Genomic DNA, 26,640 nt, shown 5'->3' with positions numbered 1-26,640 from the left:
TTGGCGCGCAAGTCTTGCGCTGGGTCCCGGCTCTCCTTCCACTGCGCTTCGCTTCGTTGCAGTCGGCCGGGAAGCCGAACTGCCCTCGCGCCCCGGACGCATGGAGCGCCAGCGGAATGCGAGCCGGGGCCCAGCGCAAAAGGTCGCGAAGCGGCTGAATGGACCGGGTTCGGGTGCTCATGCCGCCTCCGCCAGCGCCTTCAGCGCATCGGGGTCGAGGCGGCGGGTGAAGGCGGCGAAGGTCTCGCCCGCGGCGCGGTGGTCGAGCCAGCTCTTCAGCAGGCGCTCCACCACAAGCGGGGCATCCTCCGCCTTCACGTGCTGGTAGAGCTCGCGGGCGATGGCGGCCGCGCTGCCGAAGCCGCCGCCGACAAGGATGTGATAGCCGTCCACCGTGTCGCCGTCGTCATTGACGGGCACCCGCGCGCCGATCAGGCCGATGTCGCCGATATAATGCTGGGCGCAGGAATTGTGGCAGCCGGTGACATGGATGTTCACCGGCCCGTCGAGGGCGAGGCGGCTCTCGCAATAAGCCTGGATGGCGCGCGCGGTGCCCTTGGTGTCGGCGGCGGCGAAGCGGCAGCCCTTCGCGCCGGTGCAGGCGACGAGGCCGGCCTGGAGCGGGCTCGCGGCGATGGAGAGCCCAAGCGCTTCGATGGCCGCGGTCGCTGCCGCCACGGACGCATCCGGAACGCCGGAGATCAGCAGGTTCTGCCAGACCGTGAGGCGGATGTCGCCGTCGCCAAGGCGGACCGCGATGTCGGCGAGGCCCTGCATCTGGGAAACGCTCATGCGCCCTACCGGCAGGCCGACGCCGATATAGTTCAGCCCCGCCTGCTTCTGCGGGTGGATGCCGAGATGGGCGAGCCGGTCCGGCTCGGCGCGCGGCGCCACGGCGGCGGCAGGCACGCGGGTGAGCGGCGCGCCGAGCTTCTCCTCCACCTTCGCCAGGAAGCCGTCGAAGCCCATGGCGTCGAGCACGTATTTGAGCCGCGCCTTCTTGCGATCGGAACGGTCGCCGGTGTCGATGAACACCCGCACGATCGCGGCCGAGACGGCGGTGGCGTCGTCGGGACGCACGATCACCCCGGTGTCGCGGGCGAAGTCCCTGTGGCCGGTGATGCCGCCCAGCGCGAGGCGATACCAGACGCCGGGCGCGACGCCGAAGCCGTCCTTCACCTCCACCGCCTGGAAGCCGATGTCGTTGGTGTCCTCCAGCGCGCCGATGGTGCCGGCACCGTCGAAGGCCACGTTGAACTTGCGCGGCAGTCCGTACATGTCGCGGGCGTTCAGGATGTAGTGGTGCCAGGCGCGGGCATGGGGCCGGGTGTCGAGCAGCTCCACCGGGTCGATGCCGGCGGTGGGGGTTCCGGTGACGTTGCGGATGTTGTCGGCGCCCGAACCCTTGGCGGTGAGGCCGAGCGCCACGAGGCCCTCCAGCACATCGAGGGCGGAGGTCGCCGGAATTTCGCGGATCTGCAGGTTGGCCCGGGTGGTGATGTCGCTGTAGCCGCCGCCGTGCGCCTGCGCGATGTCGGCGACGCCGCGCATCTGCCAGTGGCTGAGGATACCGTTCGGGATGCGCAGGCGGCACATGTAGCTGTCCTGCGCCGGGGCGACATAGAACAGGCCGTGATACTTCCAGCGCAGCATGTCCTGCCCCTTGGGGAAGACGCCGTCGCGCGCGTGGCTCCTGATCCTGTCGTAGGAATCGAGGCCCAGCTCGTCGCGCTTGGCCTTCTCTTCGGGAGTCAGCTTGCGCCCTTGCGCCTCCTGGCGCGCCATGGCGCGATGGCTCGCGGCATCGGGGCCGGTCATCTCGGCGACCGGCGCGGTGGATGGGGCGGGCGCGCCGCGGGCGATCTGCACCGCCTTGGCGCCGGAGACGAAGCCTTCCAGATAGCGCTTCTGGTCGGTGGTGAAATCGGCGCCCATGGGGTTTCCTTTCTTCTTCTTGTCAGGCAGCGGCGGCCACCGCATCGCGGCCGAACGCAAGTTCGGTGCGCATGGCGGCGATGGGGGTGCGGCGGGTGATGAGGTCGAGGTAGAACAGGCCATCCGCCGTGTCGCCGAACAGAACGGCGCCGGCCAGAACGCCGTCCTTCACGATGAGCCGGCGGTAGATGCCGAGGCCGCGATCGGTGAGCACGATGTCTTCCGTGCCCGCGCCGCCGGTGACGTCGCCGGCGGAGAAGACGGGCACGCCCGACACCTTGAGATTGGTGGAAACCACCGAACCCTCGTAACGCGCATCCTCCCCGGCGAGGCGGCGGGCGAGGATGCCGGCCTGCTCATAGGCCGGAGCGACGAGGCCGTAGGTCATGCCGCGATGCTCGGCGCATTCGCCGATGGCGAAGATGTCGGGATCGGAGGAGGCGAGGGTGTCGTCCACCACGATGCCACGCTTCACCTCCAGCCCCGCCCCACGGGCGAGGTCCGCATTGGGGATGACGCCGCAGGCCACCACCAGAATGTCGGCGGGGAGGATGCGGCCGTCCTTCAGGCGCAGGCCGGTGACGCGGCTCTCGCCCTCGATGGCTTCGCTCGCGGCGCCGAGCAGCACCTCGATGCCCTTGGCCTCCACCGCGCGCTTGAGGAAGCCACCGGCCGCGACGTCCAGCTGGCGTTCCATCAGCCGGTCCATGAGGTGGACGAGGCGGGTCTCGACGCCCGCGCCGGCAAGCCCGGCTGCCGCCTCGATGCCCAGCAGCCCGCCGCCGATGACCACGGCGCGCGTGCCGGGCACGGCGGCGGCGGCGAGCAGGGCTTCCACATCCTTCAGATCGCGGAAGGTGTGCACGCCGGGCAGCGCCATGCCGGGCAGCGGCAGGCGGATGGGGTGGGAGCCGGTGGCCAGCACCAGCTTGCCGAAGGGCAGGCGGCGGCCGTCCGCCAGCACCACCTCGCGCGAAGCGCGGTCGAGCGCGGCGGCGGGGGTGCCGTATTGCAGGGTCACGCCCCGTTCGCGCCACCATTGCGCGGGCTTCATCTCCGCCTCGGCGGCGCTCATGTGGCCGGCGAGCACTTCGGAGAGCAGCACGCGGTTATAGGCAAGGTGCGGCTCCGCCCCGATCACCGCCACGGCGTGGCGGCCCAGCGCGCGCCGCGTCAGCTCCTCGCAGAGCTTCGCGGCGGCCATGCCGTTGCCGATGACGAGAAGGGGCTCGCTCACGCCTGCCTCCTCACTCAGCCGCAACCGGCGCCTTGGCGGAGGCGGCGATCATGACCGAGGAGAGGATGCCGTAGGCTTCCCCCCAGGCTGCCTTGGTCTCGGGCGTGAAGTCCGGGCCGAGGCCGCGCTCCAGCGTCCAGATGAGCGCGGCGCCGACCGGGGCGTAGTGCGCGTCCTTCACGCCATAGGCCACATGCTTGCGGGCGAGGCTCTCGGCGGCGGGGACGATCTTGCCGAGATCGCTGAGGCCGGCGACCACCATGCCCAGCGTCGCCATGAGTTTCGCGCCCTGAAGGCTCATGTCGCCCTTGAACAGGGGCTTTACCTCCGGCGCGATCTCGAACAGGCGGGCGTAGAACAAAGCGGCGGCGGTGTCGGCGATGGGCGCTACCTTGCGGAACGAGCCCTGGATCAGCTCGATCTGGTGCGGGGTCAGGCTCATGGTGCAACTCCTGGCGCAACTCCTGGCGCAATTCCGGAAGAAGGGCGCACGGACCCGCGCGCCGGTTTGGCGCGTGAGATCGACGCCCGGTGTGGGCGGCGCGGGGCGGACCCGCGCCTGCTGATCGTGCTTGGACGGCGCGGGCAGGCCCGCGCCTTTGCGTCAGGCCGCCTCGACGAAGCGGTGGCGCTCGTGGAGGAATTTCAGCACCGCCTCGCGGGCCTTGAGGTAGGTGGCGTTGGTCACCAGATCGAGGCGCTTCCTCGGCCGGGCGAGCTTCACCTCCAGCACCTCGCCGATGCGGGCGGAGGGGCCGTTGGTCATCATCACGATGCGGTCGGAGAGCAGCACCGCCTCGTCCACGTCGTGGGTGATCATGAGGATGGTGTTGCCCAGCGCCGCGTGGATCTGCATCACGCTGTCCTGGAGATGGGCGCGGGTGAGCGCGTCGAGCGCGCCGAACGGCTCGTCGAGCAGAAGCACCTTCGGCTCCATGGCGAGCGCGCGGGCGATGCCGACGCGCTGCTTCATGCCGCCGGAAATCTCCGAGGGGCGCTTGTCCTTGGCGTGGCCCATCTGCACGAGGTCGAGATTGTGCAGGGTCCAGCTGTGCCGCTCGGCCTTGGAGCGGGTGCCGGAGAACACCTTGTCCACCGCGAGGCGCACGTTCTCGTAGACCGTGAGCCAGGGCAGCAGCGAGTGGTTCTGGAACACGACGGCGCGGTCCGGGCCGGGCGAGTTCACCTCCCGCCCGTCGAGGATCACGCCCCCGGCGCTGGCGCCGGTGAGGCCGGCGACGATGTTGAGCAAGGTGGACTTGCCGCAGCCGGAATGGCCGATGATGGAGACGTACTCGCCCTTCTCGATGTCGAGCGTCACCTCCTTCAGCACGTTGGTGGAGGCCGACCCGCGGGTGAAGGTCTTGTCGATGTGATCGAGCTTCAGATAGGCGCCCATGTCGGCCTCCTCAGGAAGCGGCGGTGCCGCGGGTGACGAAGGCGCCGACGGCGGCAATGATGCGGTCGAGCACGAAGCCGACGATGCCGACATAGATGAGCGCCACGATGATGTCGCCGATGAGCGACGAGTTCCAGGCATCCCAGATGAAAAAGCCGATTCCGACGCCGCCGATCAGCATCTCCGCCGCGATGATCGCGAGCCAGGAGAGGCCGATGCCGATGCGAAGACCGGTGAAGATGTAGGGTGCCGCCGCCGGGATCATGATCTTCAGGAAGAATTCGATCGGATTGAGCCGCAGCACCGCCGCGACGTTGCGGTAATCCTGCGGGATGTTGCGGATGCCCACCGCGGTGTTGATGATGATCGGCCAGATTGCGGTGATGAAGATCACGAACACGGCGGCCGGCTGGCCGTCGCGAAAGGCGGCGAGCGAGAGCGGTAGCCAGGCGAGCGGCGGCACCGTGCGCAGCACCTGGAACAGCGGGTCGAGCCCGCGCATGGCCCAGGTCGACTGGCCGATGAGAGTGCCGAGCGCGACCCCCACCACGGCGGCGAGGCTGTAGCCCACCGCCACGCGCTGGAGCGAAGCGAGGATGTGCCAGAACAGGCCCTTGTCGAGCCCGCCGCGGTCGTAGAACGGATCGGCGATCAGCTCCCAGGAATTCTTGATGATCGCGGAGGGCGGCGGCAGCGAGGCGCCAGGGGCGCTGCACAGCATCTCCCACAGCGCCACCAGAAACAGGATGACGAGCAGAGGCGGGATCACGTTCGCGGCGACCATCTTGCAATAGGCCAGCAGCTTTTCGCCCGCCGGCGCGCGCTTCGGCGCGGGGAGCGCGACCACGGCGGCGGGGACGGCAGGGGCTGCGGCGGCGGGTGCCCCCTCATGCAGTTTGCGGACGGTCATGTTCATCGGGCTCGCTCCGTGCGGCGAAGGGGAGGAGGGGGCCGCCCCGCGGGGCGGCCCGGCTGTCACGCGATGCGCTTGATGTCGAGCGAGGCGAGGTAGGCGGCGGGGTTCTCGGGGTCGAACACCTTGCCGTCGAAGAAGGTCTCCTTGCCGCGCGAGGTGGAGGTGGGGATCTCCGCCGCCGGCACCGACAGCTCTTTCGCCGCCTCGCGCCACAGGTCCTCGCGGTTGACCTTGCGGATCAGCGCCTTGGCGTCGAGGTCGGCCTCGAACTTGTTCCAGCGCTGGTCCTCGGTGATGAACCACAGGTCGTGGCTCTGGAACGGATAGGAGGCGTGGTCGGCCCAGTACTTCATGATGTGCGGCGAATTCTTCACCACCTTGCCGGTGCCGTAGTCGAAGTCGCCCTTCATGCGGTCCACCACGTCGGCGACCGGCACGTTGATCCACTGGCGCTTGGCGCAGATGGCCGCGACTTCCGCGCGGTTCTCCATCTTCTCGCACCACATCTGCGCTTCCATCACCGCCTTCAGCAGCGCCTTGGCGGCCTTGGGGTTCTTGTCCACATAGGCGGCGCGCATGCCGAAGGCCTTCTCGGGATGCTTGTTCCAGAGTTCGCCGGTGGTGAGCGCGGTGTAGCCGATCTTCTGGTGCACCAGCTGCTCGTTCCACGGCTCGCAGACGCAGAAGCAGTCCATGGTGCCCACCTTCATGTTGGCCACCATCTGGGCCGGCGGGACGACGATGGTCTCGATGTCCTTGTCGGGATCGATGCCGCCGGCGGCGAGCCAGTAGCGGATCCACAGGTCATGGGTGCCGCCCGGAAAGGTCATGGCTGCCTTGACGGGCTTGCCGGAGGCCTTCTTCTTCTCCAGCGCCTCCTTGAAGGGCTTGGTGTCGAGGCCGATCTTGAGGTCGATATATTCCTGGCCCACCGAGATGCACTGGCTGTCCAGATTGAGGCGCGCCAGGATGTACATGGGGGTGGGCACGTTGTTCTGCGTCACCTTGCCGGCCGAGATCAGATACGGCATCGGCGTGAGGATGTGGGCGCCGTCGATGCCGTTGCCTTCGGAGCCGAGCACCAGATTGTCGCGCGTGGTGCCCCAGGAGGCCTGCTTGGCGACGTTCACGTCCGTCATGCCGTATTTGTCGAACAGCCCCTTCTCCTTGGCGACGAACAGCGGCGCCGCGTCGGTCAGGGCGATGAAGCCCAGCGTCGCCTTGGTGGTCTCCGGCGCCTCGGCGGCGTGGGCGTAGGGCACGCCGCCCGGGAACGCCATGCGGATGCTCTCGAACAGAGCGGTGGTGCCGAGCGCCGCGGCCGAGCCCTTCAGTAGAGAGCGGCGGGAGACGCCGGCGGTGGTGGCGGAAGCGGACTGGACCTTCGTGTCGTCGCTCATTTACTTCCCCTCTGGATGGGCTGGCGATCGCGGGACCCGAAACGAAAAAAGCCGCGGACATCACGACGGCCTGCGGCCATCGGTGTCAGCGGCTCTGCTGCGGGTCCCGTCATTGGGACGAATTTGGCGGCGCGGTCGTCGTTGACCGCGCTCAGGCCTCTTCATTCAAGAGGCGTGCCAAGGGGGTGTCTGGGGTCAAACCCTTGGAATTTATCCATTTCACGGATGATGAATTTCTAGGCTGTAGCATCTGCTGCATATTTCGACGGCGCAGCTTGTCGCCAAGTGGCGCCGGATTGTGCGCTGCGCAATGCGGCCACCGACGCGCCGGCCGGGCGATGGGGTCGCGCGGACGGCAACGGCGGTGGAAGAACGTCCGAGGCGCCCAACCGGCACCGGAGGGCGCGGGAGGGGTCAGGCCGGCGGACGCGCAGCCGGCGGGGCGGCGGTGGCGGCGAGGCGGGCGAAGAGGCCGTCCGGGTCGGCGTCGAATGCCGCGCGCGTGTGTTCGAGGGCGCTGAGGCCGCCCTCCCGGTGCCCCGCACCGCCGATGTGGAACCAGCCGTCGAGCAGCATGCTGGCGCGTCGCGCCTGCGCGCCGCCCGGCACCGGGAACGCATCGGCCAGATAGACGCTGCGCACCTTGGCGCGCCGCAGGCCGGCGAGGTCGAGGCGGCCATAGAGCACGCCCCAGTTCTGCCCGCCGGTGTCGAGGCCGAGCGGCGTGTCGGTGCCGAAGTCGAGCGGCAGGTCGCCGACAGCCGCGAAGTCGAACACGCTGAAGCCGGGCCACAGATACCAGGCCGGCGAGCCCGGCTGGTCGGAGCGGCGCACATGGCCGTAGCAGGGCTGGCCGTGCACCAGCGCGGCAAGGTCCGCCGGGGCGAGGGGCACGAGGTCGTGGTCGAGCACCGCGAACACGCCGGGCGCGGCCGGCCGCACCAGATTGTGGAACACCCAGTTGAGCGCCACCGCATGGGAGCGCGAGCCGTTGCGCGCTCCGCGATAGGGGGCGGGCGGCAGCGGGCAATAGGCCAGGCCCCGTTCCGCGCACAAGCGGGCGATGGCGGCGCGCGCCGCCGGATCGGTGGAATTGTCGCACACCACCAGCCCCGTCGCGGGCACGAAGCGCGCCATGGCGTCGGCCAGCAGCGCCACCGCGCCGGGCTGGTTGAACGCGATGGTGAAGGCGAGCGTGGCGCGCCCTTCAAGGGCCGCCACCAGCCCGTCCTGGCCTTCGGCCCGGCGCCGGCGATAGAGCCGGTCCACCGCAAGGTTGCGCGCGCGCCTGAGGCGCTGGGCCAGCGGCACGCCGGTGAGCCAGTCGCGGACCGTATAGTCGGCGAGCGCGCGCATCGGCTCAGCCTCCCGCCCCGGCGGCGAGGCGCTGGCGGAGTGTCGCCGCGTCGGGCCGCGGGGCGCCGGAGACCGCATAGAGGCGCACCTCGCCGCCGCCGTCGGGGCGCGGATAGGTGCCGACCAGCCGGAAGCGGTCGGGATGCGCCGCCACCGCCGCTTCCGCCGCCAGGATGGCGCTCTGGACCGCCGGCAGGGCGCGCGCGCCCGGCGTCGCCTCGATCACCAGAAAGGACGCGCCCAGCGCGGCGATGTCCGCCATCAGCGCGTCGGGCGTGGCGCCGGCCGCGCGCCGCGCCAGCGGCACCACGAAGGCGGTGCGGGCGCGATCGCGCTGGGCGGTGGCGGCGATCAGCGCGCCTTCCCCTCCGGGGCTTGCCGCCACCAGGACCACCGGCAGATCCTGCTTCTTCGCGATCACCGCCTCGGCCACCTCGTCCATGCCGATGGCGCGCTTGCGCACCGGCTCCAGAAGCGCCGGCATGGCGGCGAGCAGCAGCACCAGCGCCACGGCGAGGCCGAACACCGTGTCCCAGCCGGTGGACAGCAGGCGCAGCAGGCTGATGGCGCCATAGGCGGAGAGGATCGCGGCGGGAGCGGCGAGCGGCAGCGCGCGGACGGGATCGACCGGCGCGCCGGATAGCGCAAGCCCGGCCAGAAGGCATGCGGCGAGCGCCGTCACCGCAGCCATCGGCCGCGCCGCGGGGATGCCGCGCCAGGCGTTCACCACCGCCGCGAGCGCACCGACCGCCGCGAGGACCAGGAAGGCGTCGCCGAGCCCGGCCCTGAGCGCCGCGGCCGCGGCCAGGAGGGCGGCCTGCGCCTGGTCGAGGGTCGGCGCGGCGAGCCCGCGCGCGGCCGGAAACACCAGCAGCCAGAGGCCGGCGAGAAGTGCGATCGGCAGCAGCGGCAGCCAGAAGGCGCGCCGCAGGAGAAGCCCCGGCCGGCCGCCGAGCGCAAGCGCGAGGAACGGGAGGCCGAGCAGCGCCGCGCCCTGCGGCGCCGTGAGCACCGCTGCGATGGCGGCCGCCGCATAGAGCAGCATGAACCGCATCTGGCCGGCGGCGAGAAAGCCCGCCACCGCGAGCGCGGCGCCGAGCGCCAGCAGCGCGAGCGGCAGATCCAGCCCGACGGTGATGGCCGCGGCGCGCAGCGGGACGGCCGCCATCAGCACCGCGCCCACTGCGACGCCCGGAAGCGGCCCGGTGGCGCGGGCCGCGACCCAGCCGGCCCCGACCGTCAGCAGCGCGGCGAGGAAGGCCGGCAGAAGCAGCACCGCTGGGGTGCCCGGCCCGAGCGCGGCGATCCACAGCCCCTGCGCCAGGGGATGGAGCGCCGCCCCGGCGGCAAGGCCCGGCGCGGGCAGGCGCAGGGCGTGATCGGCGAAGAAGCGGCCGGGCGCGGGCAGGCCGGCGGCGATCCAGTCCGCCACCCGCATGCCGGCCAGCACATGGGGGGCCTCGGCGGGATCGGTGGCCGAGAATTCCGCCACATAGGCCCCGGAGCCGCGCTGCTGCACCACCACGATGGTGGCGGCGAGCGCCGTGAGGATGAGGAAGGTCAGCACCCGCAGCGATGCGGCCCCGAGGCTGGGACGACCTTCTGCCTGCACCTGACCGCCTCCCGCCGCAGCTTGCCTCGAACCCGTCCCGCCGGCGGGCGGGCCGCCGCCGTTCTAAAGCGCGATCCGGCCAAATTGAAAGAGCCCCCGCGGGAATTCGTCCCTCCGCACCCCGGAAAGGGCGATCCACCCCCCGTTCCCCGGCCCAGCGACGGCGCAGCCGGAGCGCCGAGCCGGGGTCCAGGGGAAAGTCCCGCGCAGCGGGTAATACTCATGTGTCCTCCCGCCTGCGGCGGAAGCTGCCGCCTGCGGCGGACTCTTGCGCTGGGCCCCGGCTCTCCTTCCGCTGACGCTCCAGTCGGCCGGGGCACGAGGGCGGTTCCCTTGCCCCGCGAAGGCGTCAGCCGTCGCCGTTCCCCGGCCCAGCGACGGCACAGCCGGAGCGCCGAGCCGGGGTCCAGGGGAGACTCCGGCGCAGCCGGCAATACCTTGGCCGGTGGCTGAGAGTTCGAAGCGCCTTCGGCGGTCTTTTGCGCTGGGTCCCGGCTCTCCTTCCACTGCGCTTTGCTCCGTTGCAGTCGGCCGGGACGCGGGGGGTGGGCGCCGCTCGGCGGCGGCTGTCCCATTGCTGCGACGGCGCAGCCGTCGTTCCCCGGCCCAGCGACGGCACAGCCGGAGCGCCGAGCCGGGGTCCAGGGGAGACTGCCGCGCAGCGGGCAATACCCACGTCCCTCCGCCTGCGGCGGGAACTGCCGCCTGCGGCGTCTCCTTGCGCAGCCCCCCGGCTTTCCGTCCGCTGACGCTCCAGTCGGGCGGGGCGCGGGGGTGTGCGGCCAGAGAAACGGCTTGACCGCGACCGACCGCGCGCGCGAGGAGTGAGGGGACGCGCCGGCGCGCCGCGGGGAGGCAGACCCTGGGCGCGCGCCTTCCGGTTGGTGCGATCCTTGCCTTAAGGGTGGGGCCAGAACCTGGGACAGTCATGGCCAGCGACCTCACCTTGCGCATCGTGATCGTCGACGAGAGCCCCGTGCGCGCGGCCATCCTGGAGGAGGGGCTGCGCGAGGCGGGGTTCGAGAACGTGCTGCGCATCCAGGGCCGGCACAACCTCCTGGAGCGCATCTACGCCATCGATCCAGACGTGATCCTGATCGACCTCGAAGACCCCTCCCGCGACACCATCGAGCAGATGTTCCAGGTCAGCCGCGAGGTGAAGCGGCCGGTGGCCATGTTCGTCGACCAGTCCGACCGGAGCACCATCGAGGCGGCGATCGAGGCGGGCGTCGCCTCCTACGTGGTGGACGGGCTCAGGAAGGACCGGGTGAAGCCGATCCTGGAGACCACCATCTCGCGCTTCCGCGCCTTCGCCCGCCTCAAGGCGGAGCTGGAGGAGGCGAAGAGCCAGCTGGAGGAGCGCAAGCTGGTGGACCGCGCCAAGATGATCCTCATGAAGCTCAAGGGCATCGACGAGGAGGCCGCCTACGGCCTGCTGCGCCGCACCGCGATGAACGAGAAGAAGCGCATCGCCGACATCGCCCAGTCCATCATCACCGCGTCGGAGCTCCTGCGATGAGACGGCTCGCCATCGGCTTCATCCCCCTCACCGATGCCGCCGTGCTGATCGCCGCCGCGGAGCGCGGCTTCGCCATGGCCGAGGGCATCGAGATCGACCTGCACCGGGAGGTGTCGTGGGCCAACATCCGCGACAAGGTGAATATCGGCCTGCTGGACGGCGCCCACATGCTGGGGCCGCTGGCCATCGCCTCCTCGCTCGGCCTCGGCCACGTGCGGGTGCCGCTGGTGGTGCCGTTCGCGCTCAATCTCAACGGCAGCGCCATCACCATCGACAAGCACGTCTATGCCGCCATGGGCGAGGTGGGCGAGGACCTCGCCAGCGCGCCCGGCGCCGCCCGTGCGCTCGGCAAGGTGGTGCGCCAGCGCCGCGCCGAGGGGCGCGACCCGCTGACCTTCGCGGCGGTCTACGCCTTCTCCACCCACACCTATCTCATCCGCCACTTCCTGAAGGGCGGTGGGGTGGACCCGGACCGCGACGTGCGGCTCGTTGTGGTGCCCCCGCCTTTCATGGTGGAGAGCCTGCGCGGCGGGCTGATCCACTCCTTCTCGGTGGGCTCGCCCTGGAACTCGGTGGCGGTGGACGCGGACGTGGGCCGCATCGCCGTGCTCGGGGCGGAGGTGTTCGGCTGGGTGCCGGAGAAGGTGCTGGGCGTGCACGCCCGCTTCGCCAATGCCGAGCCGGAGGTGCTGCACCGCCTGGTGCGCGCGCTGCACGCCGCCGCCTTCTGGTGCGAGGACCCCGCCAACCACGAGGACCTCGCCCGGCTGCTGGGCGAGCCGCGCCACCTGAACCTGCCCGCAGACGTGCTGCGCCGGACCCTGGACGGGCGCCTGCATTCCGCCCCCGGCGGGGCGCGCCGCTCGCACCCGGACTATCTGGTGCTGAACCGCGACGGCGCCAACCGGCCCTCCATCGACCATGCGCTGTGGATCTATTCGCAGATCGTCGAGGCCGGCCAGGGCGAGTTCTCGCCCGACGCCGCGCGCGAGGCCATGAGCGTCTACCGGCCCGACATCTTCGACGCCGCGGTCGGCCCGGTGCCGGTGTTCCGGCCGCAGCCCGACTGCGTCGGCACGCAGTTCGGCGCGGTGTTCGACCAGGACGCCTTCCTCGCCCGCAAGGCGTGAGGTCCGGCGCGCGGGACACCCTCACCGTCATGCCCGGCTTGACCGGAGCATCCATGACACCTCCCAGCCTCGCGCCCGGCCGCAGGATGGGCCCTCCGATCAAGTCGGAGGGCGACGGCGGGGAAGGTGTCGTCGTCCCCTCTGTTCGCGCCTCTTGCCCCTTGCGGGAGAGGGGAGATGCGCCTGGCTCAAAGCAGCCGAAGCAGCCCAGCCGTATCGCGCCCCTAGCCGCCGGCATCCCCCGGCTTGTCCGGGGGATCCACCCAACGGCTCGTCCGGCGCTTCGTTCTCCGGGCACCACGCCAGCGGCCCGGTGGATGCCCCGGACAAGCCGGAGCATGACGGCGGGGAGGGGGCGGCCGACGGACTTCCGGCACAAAGCGGGGCTGGACAGGCGCATATGTTCACTTTATGTTCCATTCAGCATAGGCCAGGGAGAATGCCGGTGAAGCTCTATTGGGCGCCCCATACGCGGGCACTTCGTGTGCTGTGGCTGCTGGAGGAGGCGGGCATCGCCTATGAGCGCGAGCTGGTGGACATCCGCACCGGCGGGCAGGACACGCCGGAGTTCCGCGCCATCAATCCCATGGGCAAAGTGCCGGCGCTGACCGACGGCGCGGCGCGGATCGCCGAGAGCGGCGCCATCTGCGCCTATGTGGCCGACAAGGTGCCGCAGGCGCGCCTCGCCCCGGCGCCGGGAGACCCTGCGCGCGGGCGCTACCTGCAATATCTCTTCTTCTCGGCGGGCTGCATGGAGCCGGCCTTCGTGCAGAAGATGATGGGCGTCAACCTGCCCAAGTCCAGCGCCGGATGGGGCAGCTTCGACCTCGCGATGGAGGTGGTGGACGCGGCGCTCAAGCCCGGTCCCTATCTGCTCGGCGAGCAGTTCACCGCCGCCGACGTGATGCTGGGCTCCGATTTGTGGTTCGGCATCGGCCTGCTCAAGGTGATCGCGCCGACCCCGGCCATGTCGGCCTATGTGGAGCGCCTCACCACGCGTCCCGCCTTCCTGCGCGCGAAGGAGATCGAGGCCGCGGCGCTCGCCGGCGCCGCAGGCTGAGCCGGCGGCGGCGCGGTCCGGCACCGCGGATGGCGCCTGCGTCCAGGCGGCGGATGGGCTAAGCTTGCCGCATGCTTGGCCTCATTCCCCTGATCCGCCGGGTGCGCCACGGCATGACGCTCGGCGTGCGCGTCATGGCTGTGGACCCGGCCGGCCGCCTGCTGCTGGTGCGCCACTCCTATCTGCCGGGCTGGCACCTGCCCGGCGGCGGCGTCGATTTCGGCGAGACCGCCGAGATGGCCGCGCGCCGCGAGCTGAAGGAGGAGGCGAACGTGGAGGCGCAGGGGCCGCTCGCGATGGCGGGCGTGTTCTTCAATCCCCGCGTCGGCGGGAGGGACCATGTGGTTCTGTTCCGCGCCGGGCGTATCGCCATCGGCCCGCGCCCGTCGCGCAACCTCGAAATCCTCGCCGCGGAGTTCTTCCCGCCCGATGCGCTGCCTGGCGACATCTCGCCCGCGACCCTGCGGCGCATCGCCGAGCAGGACGGCCGGGCGCCCGCCTCCGACATGTGGTGAGAGCGGTCGGAATGACGCAACGGTGCCGCTCGCGCTTGCCAAGGACGGGTCCGCCCGCTTAAGTCCGCACCGCGCGGGCGCCGCCGCCGCACCCCTCCCGGCATCGGGCCGGGCCGGGCTGCGGTTCCGGGGGCGCCGTCTGGAGTTTCCGCCATGTCCCTCGACGCCGATCAGATCGTCGAACGCCGCCGCCTCAGGCGCAAGGTCACCTTCTGGCGCACGCTCGGCGTGCTGGCCGCCGTGGGGGCGCTGGCGGTCGCGGTCTCGACCTTCGCCGGCAATACCCTCTCGCCCTCCACGCCGCACGTGGCACGGGTGGTGATCGGCGGCGTGATCCGCAACGACCGCGAGCGGGTGAAGATGCTCGACGAGATCGCCGATTCGCGCGCCGCGGCGGTGATCTTGTCCATCGACAGCCCCGGCGGCACCGTTACCGGCGCCGAGCAGCTCTATGACGCGCTCCAGCGCCTCGCGAAGAAGAAGCCGGTGGTCGCCGTGGTGGAGGGCCTCGCGGCCTCCGGCGGCTATATCGCCGCCATCGGCGCCGACCACATCGTCGCCCGGCGCAACGCGCTGGTGGGCTCGGTGGGCGTGATCTTCCAGTTCCCCAACGTCTATGAATTGCTCAAGAGCGTCGGCATCGCCGTGGAGGACATCAAGTCCTCGCCGCTGAAGGCCGCCCCCAACGGCTACACCCCCACCTCGCCCGAGGCGCGCGCCGCCATCGACGCTCTGGTGGTGGACACCTACGCCTGGTTCAAGGCGCTGGTCGGCGATCGCCGCAAGCTCACCGACGCCCAGCTCGCCACCGTCGCGGACGGGCGCGTCTTCACCGGCCACCAGGGCCTCGGCCTGCAGTTGGTCGACGAACTGGGCGACGAGACCACGGCGCGCGCCTGGCTCGCCCGCGAGAAGGGCGTGTCCGAGGACCTCAAGGTGCGCACCTGGCGCACCGGGCAGCGCAGCAGCGAGTTCGGCTGGCTCTCGGGCGCGGTGGGCGGCATCGCCGGGGCGCTCGGCTTCCCGCAGCTCGCGGCCATCCTGTCGCAGGCCACGGGCGCTGCGCTGGAGCGGGCTCAGCTTGACGGCCTATTGGCCCTCTGGCACCCTCAAATCAACAGGTGAACGGTGCTTGAGAACCGCCCGAGTTCCGGCCCGCGCATCTGCTCCGTCCCCGTCCGGACGGGGGCAGATGGTGCGGCTCGTCCTGTGGGTCGGCGGCGCTCTGGATCGATCCTGGGGGAGACGAAGCGGTCATGATCAAGTCCGAACTGGTTCAGAAGATCGCTGAAGCCAATCCCCACCTCTACCAGCGCGACGTCGAGAACATCGTCAACGCCATCCTGGAGCAGATCGTCTCCGCTCTGGAGCGCGGCGACCGCGTCGAGCTGCGCGGCTTCGGCGCCTTCTCGGTGAAGAAGCGCGACGCCCGCGTCGGCCGCAATCCGCGCACCGGCAAGCAGGTCGAGGTGAGCGAGAAGAGCGTGCCCTATTTCAAGACCGGCAAGGAGATGCGCGAGCGTCTCAACGACGGGCGGTGAGCCTGTGAGCCGCCTCGTCTCGCTCCTGATCGTCATTCCGCTCTCCATTCTCGGCGTGGCGTTGGCGGTGGCGAACCGCAAGCCTGTGACCGTCTCGCTCGATCCCTTCTCGCCCGCCGCCCCGGCCTTCTCGGTGACGGTGCCGCTGTTCGCGGTGATCTTCGCCGCCCTCATCGCCGGCGTGGTGCTGGGCGGGGTCGTCACCTGGGTGCGCCAGGGCCGCTTCCGCCGCGAGGCGCGGCTCGCCCGCCGCGAGACACGGCGCGAGGCAGGTCGCGAGGCAGGTCGCGAGGCAGGTCGCGAGGCAGGTCGCGATAACCGCCGTGCCGATGCGGGCCGGGATGCCGGCGCACGCGCCTTGTCGCTGCCGTCGCCGCGCAACTGATCCAGCCCGCTCCCGCTGAGACCGTCGCAACCGTTCCATCCGCCTGTTCCGTCCGGCGGCTGCCGCCGCGCGGGCGGCGTCCCGCAGCACCCGTTCCGGTGGTGCCGAAAATGGGCTAAGTCATTACGTTACGGAACTATTTTCTCGCTGCGCAATGGTTCGGTTCAAGCTAGGTTCGTCTGTCTGAGGCTATCGTCGCGACGCCTCAAGGACAGAGAGACAAGCGCCATGTCCGTTACCCGCCGCAGCTTCCTTTCCGGCCTGGCCGCGTGCCCGCTGTGCGCCGCCGTCGCCCGCGCCGAGACCGGCCATCCCCACTGGACCTATGAGGGCCATGGCGGCCCCAAGGAATGGGGGGCGCTCTCCGCCGATTTCCAGGCCTGCGCGCTGGGCAGCCAGCAATCGCCGGTGGACCTCGATGGCGCGGTGGAGACGGCGCAGAAGCCGCTGGCGATCACCTGGACGGCGCAGCCCTTCAAGGTGGTCAATAACGGCCACACCATCCAGGCCGATGCGCTCACCGGTGCCAACAGCGTCGCTCTCGCCGGCAAGGCCTACGAGCTGAAGCAGTTCCATTTCCATGCGCCGAGCGAGCACGCGATCGGCGGCGTGCGCACGGCCATGGAGGTGCATTTCGTCCACGCCCGGCCGGAAGGCGGGCTCGCCGTGGTGGGCGTGTTCATGACCCCCGGCGTCTCCAATGCCGCCTTCGCAGCGGTGATGGCGGCGGCGCCGAAGGCCGAGGGCGTGGCGGCGGCGCAGCCGGTCATCGACATTTCCACCCTCCTGCCGGCCTCCCGCCGCCTCTACCGCTACGAGGGCTCGCTCACCACGCCGCCCTGCGCGGAGGTGGTGGACTGGAACGTGTTCGCGGCGCCCATGGCGGTGGCGCAGGCGGACATCGACGCCTTCCGCGCCATCTTCCCCATGAACGCCCGCCCGCTCCAGGCGATCAACCGCCGCTTCCTGCTGCAGATGAACTGAGCAACGCGGGGCGGCCCTTCTTTTGGCCGCCCCGCTCCCCTATCGCCGTGGGGAGAGGAATTTAGTCCTTGACAGCGCGACGCTGCCCGGCTAGGGTTGCGGCACGTTCGAGATGTGCGCCCGGCGCGCCGCGATCTTCCGGTCCGGCCTTCGCCGGGGACGCGCCCCGGATGGCAAAGGCTGGCCGCGAGCTGCTGCCCGACGCGCACCCGGTTGGCCCGACATCACGCCTTCGCCGGATCGTTATTCGCCTGATCCTTTGTCCGCCTGATCCCTTCGCGGGACTAAGCGCGGCCTTCGCCCGACCTTCGTTCGCCCTTGCCGCCCGCCGACCCTGCGGCGGCCGATCCGTGGTGCCGGATCGGCTGCGCCGCGGCCGCGCGCCCAGCCGGAATTGCCGCCATGCCCAAACCGCGATCCCGTCCGACGGCAGGCGCCTTTGCACCACCGCCGCTGGCAGGCGTGTCTGCGCCAACGGCGCCCGCAGGCGCATCCGAGACCACGCAGCCGCACGGCGCTCCGGAGCCTGCGGAGGATGGGCCAGCCGCGCTTCGGCTGCCGGTCCAGGCGGCGCTCTTACGCCAGCTCTACGCGGCCGGCGTGCCGCTCGCGGAGATCGTCCGGCGCACCGGCCATGGGCGCAAGACGCTCTATCGCTGGCTCGACCACGACATCGCCCCGGACGGCTCGGCGGTGTTCTCCCCGGTGCCGCGCCGGCGCCCCAGGGTGCCTGCTTTGCATCGGGCCGCCCGGGCCGGCACCGCGCCGGCGCGGGCGCAGCTTCTGGCCCGCCTGTGGAGCGCAGCCGAGCGGCAGGTGGCGCAGATCGAGGCCCGCATCGCGGCGCTCGGCGCCGACGGTGTCGGCGACAGCGAGAAGGATGCCCGCGCCCTCGCCGTGCTGGCGCGCACCCTGCGCGAGCTGACCGCGCTCGAGACCGCGCCGCGCCCCCGCCGGCCGGGCGCCGGCGGCACGGCAGCGCCGGGCGTGCCACCAGCTTCGGAAGGGGAAGGCGATGGCGCCGCATTCCGCGATCTCGACGCCTTCCGCAGCGAGCTTGCGCGCCGCCTTGACGGCCTGCGCGCAGACGGGGCTGGCGCAGACCCTGCTGAAGGGCCTGCCTGACGCCGGCATCCATGCGCTGCTCGCCGACTGGGAGCTGTGGGCGCGACCCGACCAGATGCCGCCCGCCGCCACCCTCTCCGGCGCGCCGTGGCACACCTGGCTGCTCATGGGCGGCCGCGGCGCCGGCAAGACGCGCGCCGGCGCCGAATGGGTGCGCGGCCTCGCGCTCGGCCGGCCGCCCTTTGCCGACGCGCCGGTGGGGCGCATCGCGCTCCTGGGCGAGAGCCTGTCGGATCTGCGCGAGGTGATGGTGGAGGGCGTCTCCGGCATCCTCGCGGTCCATCCGCCCGGCGAGCGCCCGGCCTGGGAGCCGAGCCGCCGCCGCCTCCAATGGCCCAACGGCGCGGTGGCGCAGGGCTTCTCGGCGGACGATCCGGAAAGCCTGCGCGGCCCCCAGTTCGGCGCCGCCTGGCTCGACGAACTGGCGAAGTGGAAGCGCGCCGAGGCGGCGTTCGACATGCTGCAGTTCGGGCTTCGGCTCGGCGTCCGGCCGCGCCAGATGGTCACCACCACGCCGCGCCCCACCGCGCTGCTGCGGCGCCTCATGGGCGACCCGCGCAGCGCGGTGACGCGCGCCGGCACCCGCGCCAACGCCTTCCACCTCGCGCCCTCCTTCCTGTCGGAGGTGATCGCCCGCTATGGCGGCACGCGGCTCGGCCGGCAGGAGCTGGACGGGGAGGTCATCGAGGATCGGCCCGACGCCTTGTGGACCCGCGCCGCCATCGAGGCCGCGCGCGAGCCTGCGGCGCCGCCGCTCGCCCGGGTGGTGGTGGCGGTGGACCCGCCCGCCTCCGCCCGTGCTGGAGCGGACGCCTGCGGCCTCGTCGCCGCCGGCATCGACGCCGCGGGGCTGGTGCATGTGCTCGCCGACGAGAGCGCGGCCGGCCTGCGCCCGGCGCAGTGGGCGGCGCGCGCGGTGGCGCTGTTCCGCCGGCTTCAGGCCGACCAGGTGGTGGTGGAGGTGAACCAGGGCGGCGACATGGTGCGCGCGGTCCTCGCCGAGGTGGACCCGGACGTGCCCGTCACCGAGGTCCGGGCGACGCGCGGCAAGTATCTGCGCGCCGAGCCGGTGGCCGCGCTCTACGAGCAGGGCCGGGTGCGCCATGCGGGCGCCTTCCCGCTGCTGGAGGACGAGATGGCCGACTTCGGCACCGACGGCCTGTCCTCCGGCCGCTCGCCGGACCGGCTCGACGCGCTGGTCTGGGCCGTCACCGCCTTGTCGCTGGGGCCGAAGCCGGCGGCGCCGCGGGTGCGGGGGCTGTGACGGGCGGGCGCCGGCTGCGCTGCCGCGTATTGCCCGCTGCGCGGGAGTCTTGCGCTGGGCCCCGGCTCTGCACTCCGGCTGCGCCGTCGCTGGTCCGGGGCACGGCGCCGGCTGGCGCCGTCGCATCCGCCGGAAACCGCCTTCGCGCCCGGACGCATGGAGCGTCAGCGGAATGCGAGCCGGGGCCCAGCGCAAGAGACCGCCGCAGGCGCTTCTGAAATTCTGGGGCTTCGGGGCGCCGGGCGCTCTTAGGTATTGCCCGCTGCGTGGGCGTTTCCCCTGGACCCCGGCTCGGCACTCCGGCTGCGCCGTCGCATCGCTGAGCCCTTGACCTGGCATCCAGAATACGTGCAGTGTGATGCCTACAAATGAGGCTGCATGACAACGACGTGTGCAGACATTTGCTCTTCAATCATCCTCTCTGCCCGTTCAGGTGCCATGAGATCGCATTGGAAAGCATTCTTCACGCGCCATGAGCCGTCGTGCGGGTCGTTCCTGATCGGAATGAAGTCCGGCGCCGGCGGCATGCTGGGCATGGGGCTGGTGGCGGGGCTCGCCGCCTTCACCGAACTGCCGTTCCTGATCGCCCCGTTCGGGGCGAGTGCCGTGCTGCTGTTCGCCCATCCCGCGACGCCGCTCGCCCAGCCCGCCAACGTGGTGGGCGGCTATGCGCTCGCGGCCATGGTGGGCCTGGTGCTCACGCTGCTGTTTCCCGCCGCCGTGTGGGCCGCCGCGCTCGGCGTCGGGCTCGCCATCGCGCTCATGCTGGCGTTCCGCGTCTCCCATCCGCCGGCCGGCGCGGTGCCGATCCTGATGGTGCTGTCGCCGGGCGACCCCATGGCGCTGTCGGGCGTGGTGGTGACCGGTAGCCTCGCTCTGGTGGCGCTGGCGATCCTCTATCACCGGGTGCCGCCGCGCCACGATTATCCGCGCCGCCCCGCCTGAGCGGGCGCCGTCCGCCGTCTCGACCTGATCGCTGGAACGCCGCCCCCGCGGCGGCCCCGTCCGCGCGAAACGCGAACGGGGCCGGCCGGCATACGCATGACCTGTTGCCGGTCCGTGAGACGGAGCCGGTCTCCTAGCGGCCGAATGTGCGCCCTTCGCGGCCGGATCGGGCGGGAAGGGCACCATTTCGTGGCGCCGCCATGTCGGCGGCTTCCGCCGCGCACCGGCGGTCTGCCGGCCGTTTCCGCCGCCTTGACCCTGCCTCATCTGCGGAGCCCTCCATGCTCGACGCCCTGCTCGCCCCGTTCCGGGCGCATCTTCGTGCGCCCCCCGCCCGGCCCGAGGCCAAGGCGAGCCGCACCGCCGCGCTGGTGGCGGTGCTGTCCGCCGGCCGCCCGGTCTGGAGCCCGCGCGACACGGCGAGCCTCGCCTGCGAGGGCTTCGCGAAGAACGCCATCGCCTACCGCGCCGTGCGGCTGATCGGCGAGGCGGCGGCGAGCGTACCGCTGGTGCTCATGTCGGGCACCGAGGAACTCACCGAACACCCGCTGCTGCGGCTGATGGCGCGGCCCAATCCGCGCCTCGGCGGCGCCGCCTTCATGGAGGCGCTGTGCAGCCACCTGCTGGTGGCGGGCAACGCCTATGTGGAGGCGGTAGCGCTGGAGGGCCGGGTGCGCGAGCTGCACCTGCTGCGCCCCGACCGGGTGCGCGTGGTGCCCGGCGCCGACGGCTGGCCGGAGGCGTTCGACTACACGCTCGCCGGCCGCACGGTGCGGATCGCCCAGGAGACGCTGGTCGCCGGCGCCGACGTGCCGCCGGTGCTTCACCTCGCGGTGTTCAACCCGGTGGACGACCATTACGGCTTCGCCCCGCTGGAGGCCGCCGCCCAGGCGCTCGACCTCCACAATGCCTCCGGCGCCTGGAACAAGGCGCTGATCGACAATGCCGCGCGGCCTTCCGGCGCGCTGGTCTATGGCGGCACGGGCACGCTCACGGAGGAGCAGTTCGAGCGTCTGAAGGGCGAGCTGGAGGCCTCGTTCCAGGGCGCCGCCAATGCCGGCCGCCCGCTGCTGCTGGAGGGCGGGCTGGAATGGCGCGCGCTCTCGCTCTCGCCCAAGGACATGGACTTCGAGGCCGCCCGCAACGGCGCGGCGCGCGAGATCGCGCTCGCCATCGGCGTGCCGCCGCTGCTGCTGGGCATTCCCGGCGACAACACCTACGCCAATTATGCCGAGGCCAACCGGGCGCTGTGGCGCCAGAGCGTGGTGCCGCTGGTGCGGCGCGTGGCGGACGAAGTGTCCGCCTGGCTCGCCCCGGCCTTCGGCGCGGACCTGCGCCTCGTGCCCGACCTCGACCAGGTGGAGGCGCTCGCCGCCGAACGCTCCGAGCTGTGGAAGCGCATCGGCAGCGCCGACTTCCTCACCGATGCCGAGAAACGCGCCGCCGTGGGCTACGGGGAAACGGGGCGGCAATAGGGAGCGGCGGGAGAAGCGCGCGTCACTTCCCGCAAAACCCGCCGTCATGCTCCGGCTGACCAGGGCATCCATGGCACCTTCGCGCGCCGCGCCCGGCCGCGGGATGGGCCCTCCGATCAAGTCGGAGGGAGACGGCGGGGAAGGACGGTGTGGGTGGGGAAATCTCACCGCCGTCATGCCCCGGCTTGTCCGGGGCATCCACTTGGCCGCCAACGTGGCGCAAGGACAACGAAACGCCGCGCGAGCCGCTGCGTGGATCCCCCGGATAAACCGGGGGATGACGGCGGTGAAGCACGTCGGCGGGCGGCGGACGGGAGCAGTGATGACGGCTACGAGCGCGCCGCATCCCGCCAAACCCACCGTCATGCCCCGGCGCGCCCGGAGCATCCACTCCCGCTGCCGTCCCCGCTCCAGGAGCCCCCATGGACGCGCTCATCCGCGCCGTCGCCGAGCGCGGCGATCTTGCCCATGTGGCGCTGGCGCTGTGGGCCATTGGCGCCTCGCTCGCCTTCTGGCGTGCCTTCGCCGAGGTGGCGCGGGCGCACCGGCGCTTCGACGATTTCGTGCGCGAGCTGGCGCGCTTCAATGCCCGGCACGGCAGCCGGGAGTGAGCCCGGCCGGCCCGCACGTCCCGACACCACCCACCGGAGACATCCCCATGCGCGCCCCGTTCCAGAAGGCGCCCGCGCCGCGCATCCGCGCGCTGACGGGCGCGCCCTCCCGTCCCAAGGCGCAGGCCGCGCCGCAGAGCGTGTTCCGCGACTTCGTGGCGACGCTGGAGCGCCTGGAGAAGGGGCGTCGCAAGAAGCGGCCGGCCGAGAAGCCCGCCCCCGGCGGGCGGGAGGCGTGAGCATGGCGGACGGACCGCTCATCGAGGGCTATGCCTGCCTGTTCGGCGTCGTCGATCTCGGCCGCGACATGGTGCTGCCCGGCGCGTTCCGCGAGAGCCTCGCGCGGCGCGGCGCCGCCGGCGTGCGGATGCTCTACCAGCACGACCCCGCCGAGCCGATCGGCGTGTGGAGCGCGATCGCCGAGGACGCGCGCGGCCTTCATGTGCGCGGGCGCCTCTCGGCCGGCGTGACGCGGGCGCGCGAATGCGCCGCGCTGCTCAAGGAGGGCGCGCTCGACGGCCTCTCCATCGGCTTCAAGGCGGTGGAGGCGCGCGCCGATCCGCGCAGCCGCGTGCGACGCATCTCCCGCATCGATCTGTGGGAGGTCTCCATCGTCACCTTCCCCATGCAGCCCGGCGCGCGGGTCGCGCTCGGGCCGCCCGATCCCGCTGCGGATGCCCGCGCCGATCCCGCTGCCGTGCCCGCGCACGCTCTGCGCGAGGCCGCCGCGCGCCTGCGTCAGGCGACCCGAACCCCCGTCACCATCTGAGGACCGATCCCATGCCGAACCCCCACCGCGCCCCCGAGACCAAGGTGGCCAAGCCCGAGACCCACGAGGAGCGCGCCGCCGCCGCCGAGTTCCTTGCCGCCTTCGAGAGCTACAAGGAGGCGAACGAGACGCGTCTCGCCGAGATCGAGCGCCGCGGCGCCGATCCGCTCACCGCCGAGAAGATGGCGCGCATCGATGCCGCGCTCGACGCGCACCAGGCGCGGCTCGACGCCCTCGCCACCAAGGCGCGCCGGCCGGCGCTCGGCGGCGCGCCCGAGCGCAGCGCGAGCGAGGCGGCCCATGCCGGCGCGTTCGACGCCTATGTGCGCCACGGCGAGGCCGGCGGCCTCAAGGCCATGGAGGCGAAGGCGCTCACCGCCGGCACCGGCGCGGACGGCGGCTACCTCGTGCCGTTCGAAGCCGAGGTCGAGATCGGCCGCCGCCTCGCCGTGCTCTCGCCGGTGCGGGCGCTCGCCAGCGTGCGCACCATCGGCGCCGGCACCTACCGCAAGCCCTTCATGACCTCAGGCCCGGTCGCCGGCTGGGCGGCGGAGACCGCGGCACGGCCGCAGACCGACAGCCCGGTGCTGGCCGAGCTCGCCTTCCCCGCCATGGAGCTCTACGCCATGCCGGCGGCCACCACCGCGCTGCTGGAGGATGCGCGGGTGAACGTGGAGGAGTGGCTGGCCGGCGAGGTGGAGCAGAGCTTCGCTTCCCAGGAGGGCACCGCCTTCGTCTCCGGCGACGGCGTCGGCAAGCCCACCGGCTTCCTCTCCTACACCAAGGCTGCCGAGAGCGCCTGGAGCTGGGGCAAGGTGGGCGTCATCGCCACCGGCGCGGCGGGCGCGTTCCCGAGCGCGACGCCGGCGGATCCGCTGATCGATCTCGTCTATGCGCTCAAGGCGCCCTACCGCCAGAACGCCACCTTCCTCATGAACCGCCGCACCCAGGCGGCGGCGCGCAAGCTGAAGGACGAGAACGGCAACTATCTCTGGGCGCCGCCCCCCGGCGCGGGCCAGAGCGCGAGCCTCATGGGCTTCCCGGTGGCCGAGAGCGAGGACATGCCGGACATCGCCGCCGACGCCCATGCCATCGCGTTCGGCGACTTCCGCCGCTTCTACCTGGTGGTGGACCGCGCCGGCGTGCGGGTGCTGCGCGACCCGTATTCCGCCAAGCCCTACGTGCTGTTCTACACCACCAAGCGCGTGGGCGGCGGGGTGCAGGACTTCGACGCCGCGAAGCTGCTGAAGTTCGCCGCCTGAGGGGGACGGCCTGGACGTGCGGGCGAAAGCAGCGCTCCCGCGCGCGTTCGCGCCGCCTCTCCCGCGTGCGGGGGAGGATAGGGCCGGCGGCGCTTGCCGCGGGCGCGACGCCGCGAGCGCGCGCCCGGCCATGCCCCCTCCCAACCCTCCCCCGCATGCGGGGGAGGGCTTTGCGTCGAGGCATGACGGCAGTTTGGGGGACGCGGCGCCCTCTCCCTCTTTGACCACCGTCATCCCCCGGCTTGTCCGGGGGATCCACCCCGCGGCCTTGCTGGCGTTCCGGATCGAGGCTCTGTGCAAACGGCAAAGTGGATGCCCCGGACAAGCCGGGGCATGACGGCGGTGAGAGGTTTCAGCGCCGTCGCCCCATTCTCCGCCCTCGCTCTATCCCCGCGCCGTCGCCCTCTCACTACCGTCGCCCTCCGGCTTGACCGGAGGGCCCATGCGGCGGCTGGGCGCGATGCGGGAAGGGGGCGTGGATGCTCCGGTCAAGCCGGAGCATGACGGCGGCTATTTTGGCGCGAGGCGGGCGCCCGTCCCGCCCCCGCCTCACCGCCCGGCGAGCGCCTTCAGCGTGGCGTCGATCCAGTCGCGGTGGAGCGAGACCAGGGTGACGCCGGTGACGCCGCCGCAGCCGCGGGCGTTGCCCAAGGCGGTGGCCCAGCCGATCACGCCGGCCACCGCGCCGTCGCGGAAGGCGGGGCCGCCGGAATCCCCGGTGCAGGCGCCCGCGCCGCCCTCGGCGCGCGACAGGCGCACCATGATGCCGCCGGTGGAGCCGATGTTCGGCAGCGCGACCGTGCGCAGCGTCCCGGCGCTCTTCGAGGCGCCGTCCGCCGTGACGCCGAAGCCGGCGATGGTGAAGCCGTCGCCCTTGGGCGGCAGCCCGCCCGCCGGCGCGAGGCGCGCCGGGCGCAGCGATGCCGGCAGCGGCTCGGCGAGCTTCACCAGAGCGAGATCCGGCGTCGGCCGCCGGGTGCGGAACTGGTCGGCGCTGAAGCCCGGATGGAGCGCGATGCGCGTGACCGGGATCAGCTTCGGCGCCGCGCCCGAGATCAGCGCCACCGCATAGTCCGCCGCCGGCTCGACGCAGTGCGCGGCGGTGAGCACCACGTCCGGCGCCAGCACGGTGCCGGTGCAGCTCGCCCCGCGCGTCGAGACCAGCATCACCGCATGCGCCGCCACCTCCGGCCCCGCCGGCGCGCCGCCGACGATGGCGCGCGCGGGCGCCGCCGCGCCGGCCAGGAGCGCGAGGGCGAGGAGGACGGACGGCGCGCGGCGCGAGGCAGGAATTTTCATGCCGGTCTTCTGCCGGGGGCCGGCCGCGCCGTCAACGGGCGCCGCCGGCGCGCCGGCCAGCCCTCACTCCAGGAGCGCACGCATGCCCGAACCCCTCGCCGGCCCCGCAGCCGAGCCTTTGACGCGCGCCGAGGCGAAGGCCTTCCTGCGCATCGACCACGATGCGGAGGACGCTCTTCTCGACGCTTTGATCCCCGCCGCGCGGCGGCTGATCGAGGCGGCGAGCGGGCGCATCCTGGCGGACCAGGAGTTCGCGCTTCACCGCGACGCCTGGCCGGCGAGCGGCGTCATCGCGCTGCCGGTGGCGCCGGTCTCGGCGATCCTTTCCGCCACCGTCACCGATGCCAGCGGCACCGAGGCCGCCGTGCCGGACGGCGCGCTGACCTTGCGGGGCGAGCGCGCGCCCGCGCTGATCCATGTGGACGGCACCCGCGTGCCGCGCCCCGGCAAGCGCCATGACGGCATCCTCATCACCGTCCGCGCCGGCTACGGCGCGGCGGCGGACGTGCCGGCGGACCTCGTCCAGGCGGTGCGGCTCGCGGTGGCGCATTTCTACGAACTGCGCGACGGCGCGGGCGGCGCGACCGAGCTGCCGGCCGCCGTGATGGCGCTGATCGCGCCCTATCGCGTGGTGCGGCTGTGAGCGCCATCGGCGCGCTGCGCCAGCGCCTCGCGCACCAGACCTATGTGGACCTGCCGGACGGCGCCGGCGGCATCGCCCGCACCTTCCTCACCGTGGACCAGCTGTGGGGCCGGGTGGAGATGCTGGCCGACGATTTCGGCGTCACGGCCGAGCGCCCGCAGGCCGGGCACCGCGCCCGGGTTACGCTGCGCGCGCCCAACACGGTGGCGCCGGGCGACCGGCTGCTGCTCGGCGCCCGCATCTTCCATGTGGAGGCGG

Annotated in this window: 27 protein-coding genes; 18 read left to right on the top strand and 9 right to left on the bottom strand. The window is 72.2% G+C overall.

Going from position 1 to position 26,640, the window contains the following annotated elements:
- Positions 1-177: 177 nt before the first annotated feature.
- The 8 genes from D9R14_RS06225 to D9R14_RS06190 form a co-directional block, all read right to left on the bottom strand.
- Positions 178-1,935, bottom strand: a complete 1,758-nt coding sequence (locus D9R14_RS06225; RefSeq protein WP_121622668.1) for a NirA family protein — start codon at positions 1,933-1,935, stop codon at positions 178-180.
- Positions 1,936-1,957: 22 nt separating this feature from the next.
- Positions 1,958-3,172, bottom strand: a complete 1,215-nt coding sequence (locus D9R14_RS06220) for an NAD(P)/FAD-dependent oxidoreductase (protein WP_121622457.1) — start codon at positions 3,170-3,172, stop codon at positions 1,958-1,960.
- A gap of 10 nt (positions 3,173-3,182) precedes the next feature.
- Positions 3,183-3,608, bottom strand: a complete 426-nt coding sequence (locus D9R14_RS06215) for a globin family protein (protein WP_121622667.1) — start codon at positions 3,606-3,608, stop codon at positions 3,183-3,185.
- A 168-nt stretch (positions 3,609-3,776) separates the two neighbouring features.
- Entirely contained in the window at positions 3,777-4,571 is a 795-nt protein-coding gene (locus tag D9R14_RS06210; protein WP_121622456.1) for an ABC transporter ATP-binding protein, read from the bottom strand.
- Between the two features lie 10 nt (positions 4,572-4,581).
- The gene (ntrB, locus tag D9R14_RS06205; RefSeq protein WP_245420596.1) at positions 4,582-5,487 is read right to left on the bottom strand and encodes a nitrate ABC transporter permease; all 906 of its coding nucleotides are present in this window, start codon (positions 5,485-5,487) and stop codon (positions 4,582-4,584) included.
- A gap of 59 nt (positions 5,488-5,546) precedes the next feature.
- Positions 5,547-6,887, bottom strand: a complete 1,341-nt coding sequence (locus D9R14_RS06200; protein WP_121622455.1) for a CmpA/NrtA family ABC transporter substrate-binding protein — start codon at positions 6,885-6,887, stop codon at positions 5,547-5,549.
- Between the two features lie 414 nt (positions 6,888-7,301).
- The gene (locus D9R14_RS06195) at positions 7,302-8,243 is read right to left on the bottom strand and encodes a hypothetical protein (protein WP_121622454.1); all 942 of its coding nucleotides are present in this window, start codon (positions 8,241-8,243) and stop codon (positions 7,302-7,304) included.
- Between the two features lie 4 nt (positions 8,244-8,247).
- The gene (locus tag D9R14_RS06190) at positions 8,248-9,855 is read right to left on the bottom strand and encodes a hypothetical protein (RefSeq protein WP_147452970.1); all 1,608 of its coding nucleotides are present in this window, start codon (positions 9,853-9,855) and stop codon (positions 8,248-8,250) included.
- A 928-nt stretch (positions 9,856-10,783) separates the two neighbouring features.
- Here D9R14_RS06190 and D9R14_RS06185 point away from each other — a divergent pair.
- The 16 genes from D9R14_RS06185 to D9R14_RS06110 all read left to right on the top strand — a co-directional run bounded on the left by D9R14_RS06185 (position 10,784) and on the right by D9R14_RS06110 (position 24,440).
- A complete protein-coding gene (locus D9R14_RS06185) occupies positions 10,784-11,374 on the top strand; it encodes an ANTAR domain-containing response regulator (RefSeq protein ID WP_121622452.1) in 591 nt (196 codons plus the stop codon).
- Positions 11,371-12,504, top strand: coding sequence for a CmpA/NrtA family ABC transporter substrate-binding protein (locus tag D9R14_RS06180; protein WP_121622451.1), 1,134 nt, complete (start codon positions 11,371-11,373; stop codon positions 12,502-12,504). The genes D9R14_RS06185 and D9R14_RS06180 overlap by 4 nt, the downstream gene beginning before the upstream one ends.
- A 445-nt stretch (positions 12,505-12,949) precedes the next feature.
- Positions 12,950-13,564, top strand: coding sequence for a glutathione S-transferase family protein (locus tag D9R14_RS06175; protein WP_121622450.1), 615 nt, complete (start codon positions 12,950-12,952; stop codon positions 13,562-13,564).
- Between the two features lie 71 nt (positions 13,565-13,635).
- Complete coding sequence (locus D9R14_RS06170; protein ID WP_121622449.1) at positions 13,636-14,079, top strand: NUDIX domain-containing protein; 444 nt, start codon at positions 13,636-13,638, stop codon at positions 14,077-14,079.
- Positions 14,080-14,232: 153 nt separating this feature from the next.
- Positions 14,233-15,204 carry a signal peptide peptidase SppA gene (gene sppA / locus D9R14_RS06165; RefSeq protein WP_121622448.1) on the top strand — a complete coding sequence of 324 codons (972 nt, stop codon included), beginning with the start codon at positions 14,233-14,235 and terminating at the stop codon, positions 15,202-15,204.
- A 131-nt stretch (positions 15,205-15,335) separates the two neighbouring features.
- Positions 15,336-15,620: an integration host factor subunit beta gene (gene ihfB, locus D9R14_RS06160; protein WP_121622447.1), complete on the top strand. Its 285-nt coding sequence runs from the start codon at positions 15,336-15,338 to the stop codon at positions 15,618-15,620.
- Between the two features lie 4 nt (positions 15,621-15,624).
- Entirely contained in the window at positions 15,625-16,005 is a 381-nt protein-coding gene (locus D9R14_RS06155) for a lipopolysaccharide assembly protein LapA domain-containing protein (protein WP_121622446.1), read from the top strand.
- A 228-nt stretch (positions 16,006-16,233) separates the two neighbouring features.
- Positions 16,234-16,989 carry a carbonic anhydrase gene (locus tag D9R14_RS06150; RefSeq protein ID WP_121622445.1) on the top strand — a complete coding sequence of 252 codons (756 nt, stop codon included), beginning with the start codon at positions 16,234-16,236 and terminating at the stop codon, positions 16,987-16,989.
- Positions 16,990-17,589: 600 nt separating this feature from the next.
- Positions 17,590-18,114: a hypothetical protein gene (locus tag D9R14_RS06145; protein WP_121622444.1), complete on the top strand. Its 525-nt coding sequence runs from the start codon at positions 17,590-17,592 to the stop codon at positions 18,112-18,114.
- Positions 18,005-19,378: a DNA-packaging protein gene (locus D9R14_RS06140; protein WP_454432749.1), complete on the top strand. Its 1,374-nt coding sequence runs from the start codon at positions 18,005-18,007 to the stop codon at positions 19,376-19,378. The genes D9R14_RS06145 and D9R14_RS06140 overlap by 110 nt, the downstream gene beginning before the upstream one ends.
- 438 nt (positions 19,379-19,816) lie before the next feature.
- Complete coding sequence (locus D9R14_RS06135) at positions 19,817-20,323, top strand: HPP family protein (protein ID WP_170168521.1); 507 nt, start codon at positions 19,817-19,819, stop codon at positions 20,321-20,323.
- A gap of 281 nt (positions 20,324-20,604) precedes the next feature.
- Complete coding sequence (locus tag D9R14_RS06130) at positions 20,605-21,798, top strand: phage portal protein (RefSeq protein ID WP_121622442.1); 1,194 nt, start codon at positions 20,605-20,607, stop codon at positions 21,796-21,798.
- A gap of 422 nt (positions 21,799-22,220) precedes the next feature.
- A complete protein-coding gene (locus D9R14_RS06125; RefSeq protein ID WP_121622441.1) occupies positions 22,221-22,409 on the top strand; it encodes a hypothetical protein in 189 nt (62 codons plus the stop codon).
- 47 nt (positions 22,410-22,456) lie between these two features.
- Positions 22,457-22,648, top strand: a complete 192-nt coding sequence (locus tag D9R14_RS06120) for a hypothetical protein (protein ID WP_121622440.1) — start codon at positions 22,457-22,459, stop codon at positions 22,646-22,648.
- A 2-nt stretch (positions 22,649-22,650) separates the two neighbouring features.
- Complete coding sequence (locus D9R14_RS06115; protein ID WP_121622439.1) at positions 22,651-23,178, top strand: HK97 family phage prohead protease; 528 nt, start codon at positions 22,651-22,653, stop codon at positions 23,176-23,178.
- An 11-nt stretch (positions 23,179-23,189) separates the two neighbouring features.
- Complete coding sequence (locus D9R14_RS06110; protein WP_121622438.1) at positions 23,190-24,440, top strand: phage major capsid protein; 1,251 nt, start codon at positions 23,190-23,192, stop codon at positions 24,438-24,440.
- Positions 24,441-24,989: 549 nt separating this feature from the next.
- Here the strand turns inward: D9R14_RS06110 and D9R14_RS06105 are convergent.
- Positions 24,990-25,739 (bottom strand): S1 family peptidase, encoded by a 750-nt coding sequence (locus D9R14_RS06105; protein WP_121622437.1) that lies wholly within the window; start codon positions 25,737-25,739, stop codon positions 24,990-24,992.
- 82 nt (positions 25,740-25,821) lie between these two features.
- Between D9R14_RS06105 and D9R14_RS06100 the strand changes: the two genes are divergently transcribed.
- Together D9R14_RS06100 and D9R14_RS06095 are read left to right on the top strand one after the other, a co-directional pair.
- On the top strand, positions 25,822-26,382 hold the full coding sequence (locus D9R14_RS06100; protein ID WP_121622436.1) for a head-tail connector protein: 561 nt from the start codon (positions 25,822-25,824) through the stop codon (positions 26,380-26,382).
- Positions 26,379-26,640, top strand: a 262-nt coding sequence (locus D9R14_RS06095; protein WP_147452968.1) for a head-tail adaptor protein, incomplete at its 3' end; no start/stop codon positions are given. The genes D9R14_RS06100 and D9R14_RS06095, both read left to right, overlap by 4 nt.

Source organism: Xanthobacter tagetidis (assembly GCF_003667445.1).
In the GTDB taxonomy this organism is placed as follows: Bacteria; Pseudomonadota; Alphaproteobacteria; order Rhizobiales; family Xanthobacteraceae; genus Xanthobacter; species Xanthobacter tagetidis.
This window is presented reverse-complemented; position numbering and strand designations above follow the sequence as displayed.

Bases quoted from the DNA above. Each gene is read 5' to 3' on its own strand.
- D9R14_RS06225 (WP_121622668.1), bottom strand. From the start codon at position 1,935: ATGGGCGCCGATTTCACCACCGACCAGAAGCGCTATCTGGAAGGCTTC.
- D9R14_RS06210 (WP_121622456.1), bottom strand. From the start codon at position 4,571: ATGGGCGCCTATCTGAAGCTCGATCACATCGACAAGACCTTCACCCGC.
- ntrB (WP_245420596.1), bottom strand. From the start codon at position 5,487: ATGAACATGACCGTCCGCAAACTGCATGAGGGGGCACCCGCCGCCGCA.
- D9R14_RS06200 (WP_121622455.1), bottom strand. From the start codon at position 6,887: ATGAGCGACGACACGAAGGTCCAGTCCGCTTCCGCCACCACCGCCGGC.
- D9R14_RS06195 (WP_121622454.1), bottom strand. From the start codon at position 8,243: ATGCGCGCGCTCGCCGACTATACGGTCCGCGACTGGCTCACCGGCGTG.
- D9R14_RS06185 (WP_121622452.1), top strand. From the start codon at position 10,784: ATGGCCAGCGACCTCACCTTGCGCATCGTGATCGTCGACGAGAGCCCC.
- D9R14_RS06180 (WP_121622451.1), top strand. From the start codon at position 11,371: ATGAGACGGCTCGCCATCGGCTTCATCCCCCTCACCGATGCCGCCGTG.
- D9R14_RS06170 (WP_121622449.1), top strand. From the start codon at position 13,636: ATGCTTGGCCTCATTCCCCTGATCCGCCGGGTGCGCCACGGCATGACG.
- sppA (WP_121622448.1), top strand. From the start codon at position 14,233: ATGTCCCTCGACGCCGATCAGATCGTCGAACGCCGCCGCCTCAGGCGC.
- ihfB (WP_121622447.1), top strand. From the start codon at position 15,336: ATGATCAAGTCCGAACTGGTTCAGAAGATCGCTGAAGCCAATCCCCAC.
- D9R14_RS06150 (WP_121622445.1), top strand. From the start codon at position 16,234: ATGTCCGTTACCCGCCGCAGCTTCCTTTCCGGCCTGGCCGCGTGCCCG.
- D9R14_RS06140 (WP_454432749.1), top strand. From the start codon at position 18,005: ATGGCGCCGCATTCCGCGATCTCGACGCCTTCCGCAGCGAGCTTGCGC.
- D9R14_RS06135 (WP_170168521.1), top strand. From the start codon at position 19,817: ATGAGATCGCATTGGAAAGCATTCTTCACGCGCCATGAGCCGTCGTGC.
- D9R14_RS06130 (WP_121622442.1), top strand. From the start codon at position 20,605: ATGCTCGACGCCCTGCTCGCCCCGTTCCGGGCGCATCTTCGTGCGCCC.
- D9R14_RS06125 (WP_121622441.1), top strand. From the start codon at position 22,221: ATGGACGCGCTCATCCGCGCCGTCGCCGAGCGCGGCGATCTTGCCCAT.
- D9R14_RS06120 (WP_121622440.1), top strand. From the start codon at position 22,457: ATGCGCGCCCCGTTCCAGAAGGCGCCCGCGCCGCGCATCCGCGCGCTG.
- D9R14_RS06115 (WP_121622439.1), top strand. From the start codon at position 22,651: ATGGCGGACGGACCGCTCATCGAGGGCTATGCCTGCCTGTTCGGCGTC.
- D9R14_RS06110 (WP_121622438.1), top strand. From the start codon at position 23,190: ATGCCGAACCCCCACCGCGCCCCCGAGACCAAGGTGGCCAAGCCCGAG.
- D9R14_RS06105 (WP_121622437.1), bottom strand. From the start codon at position 25,739: ATGAAAATTCCTGCCTCGCGCCGCGCGCCGTCCGTCCTCCTCGCCCTC.
- D9R14_RS06100 (WP_121622436.1), top strand. From the start codon at position 25,822: ATGCCCGAACCCCTCGCCGGCCCCGCAGCCGAGCCTTTGACGCGCGCC.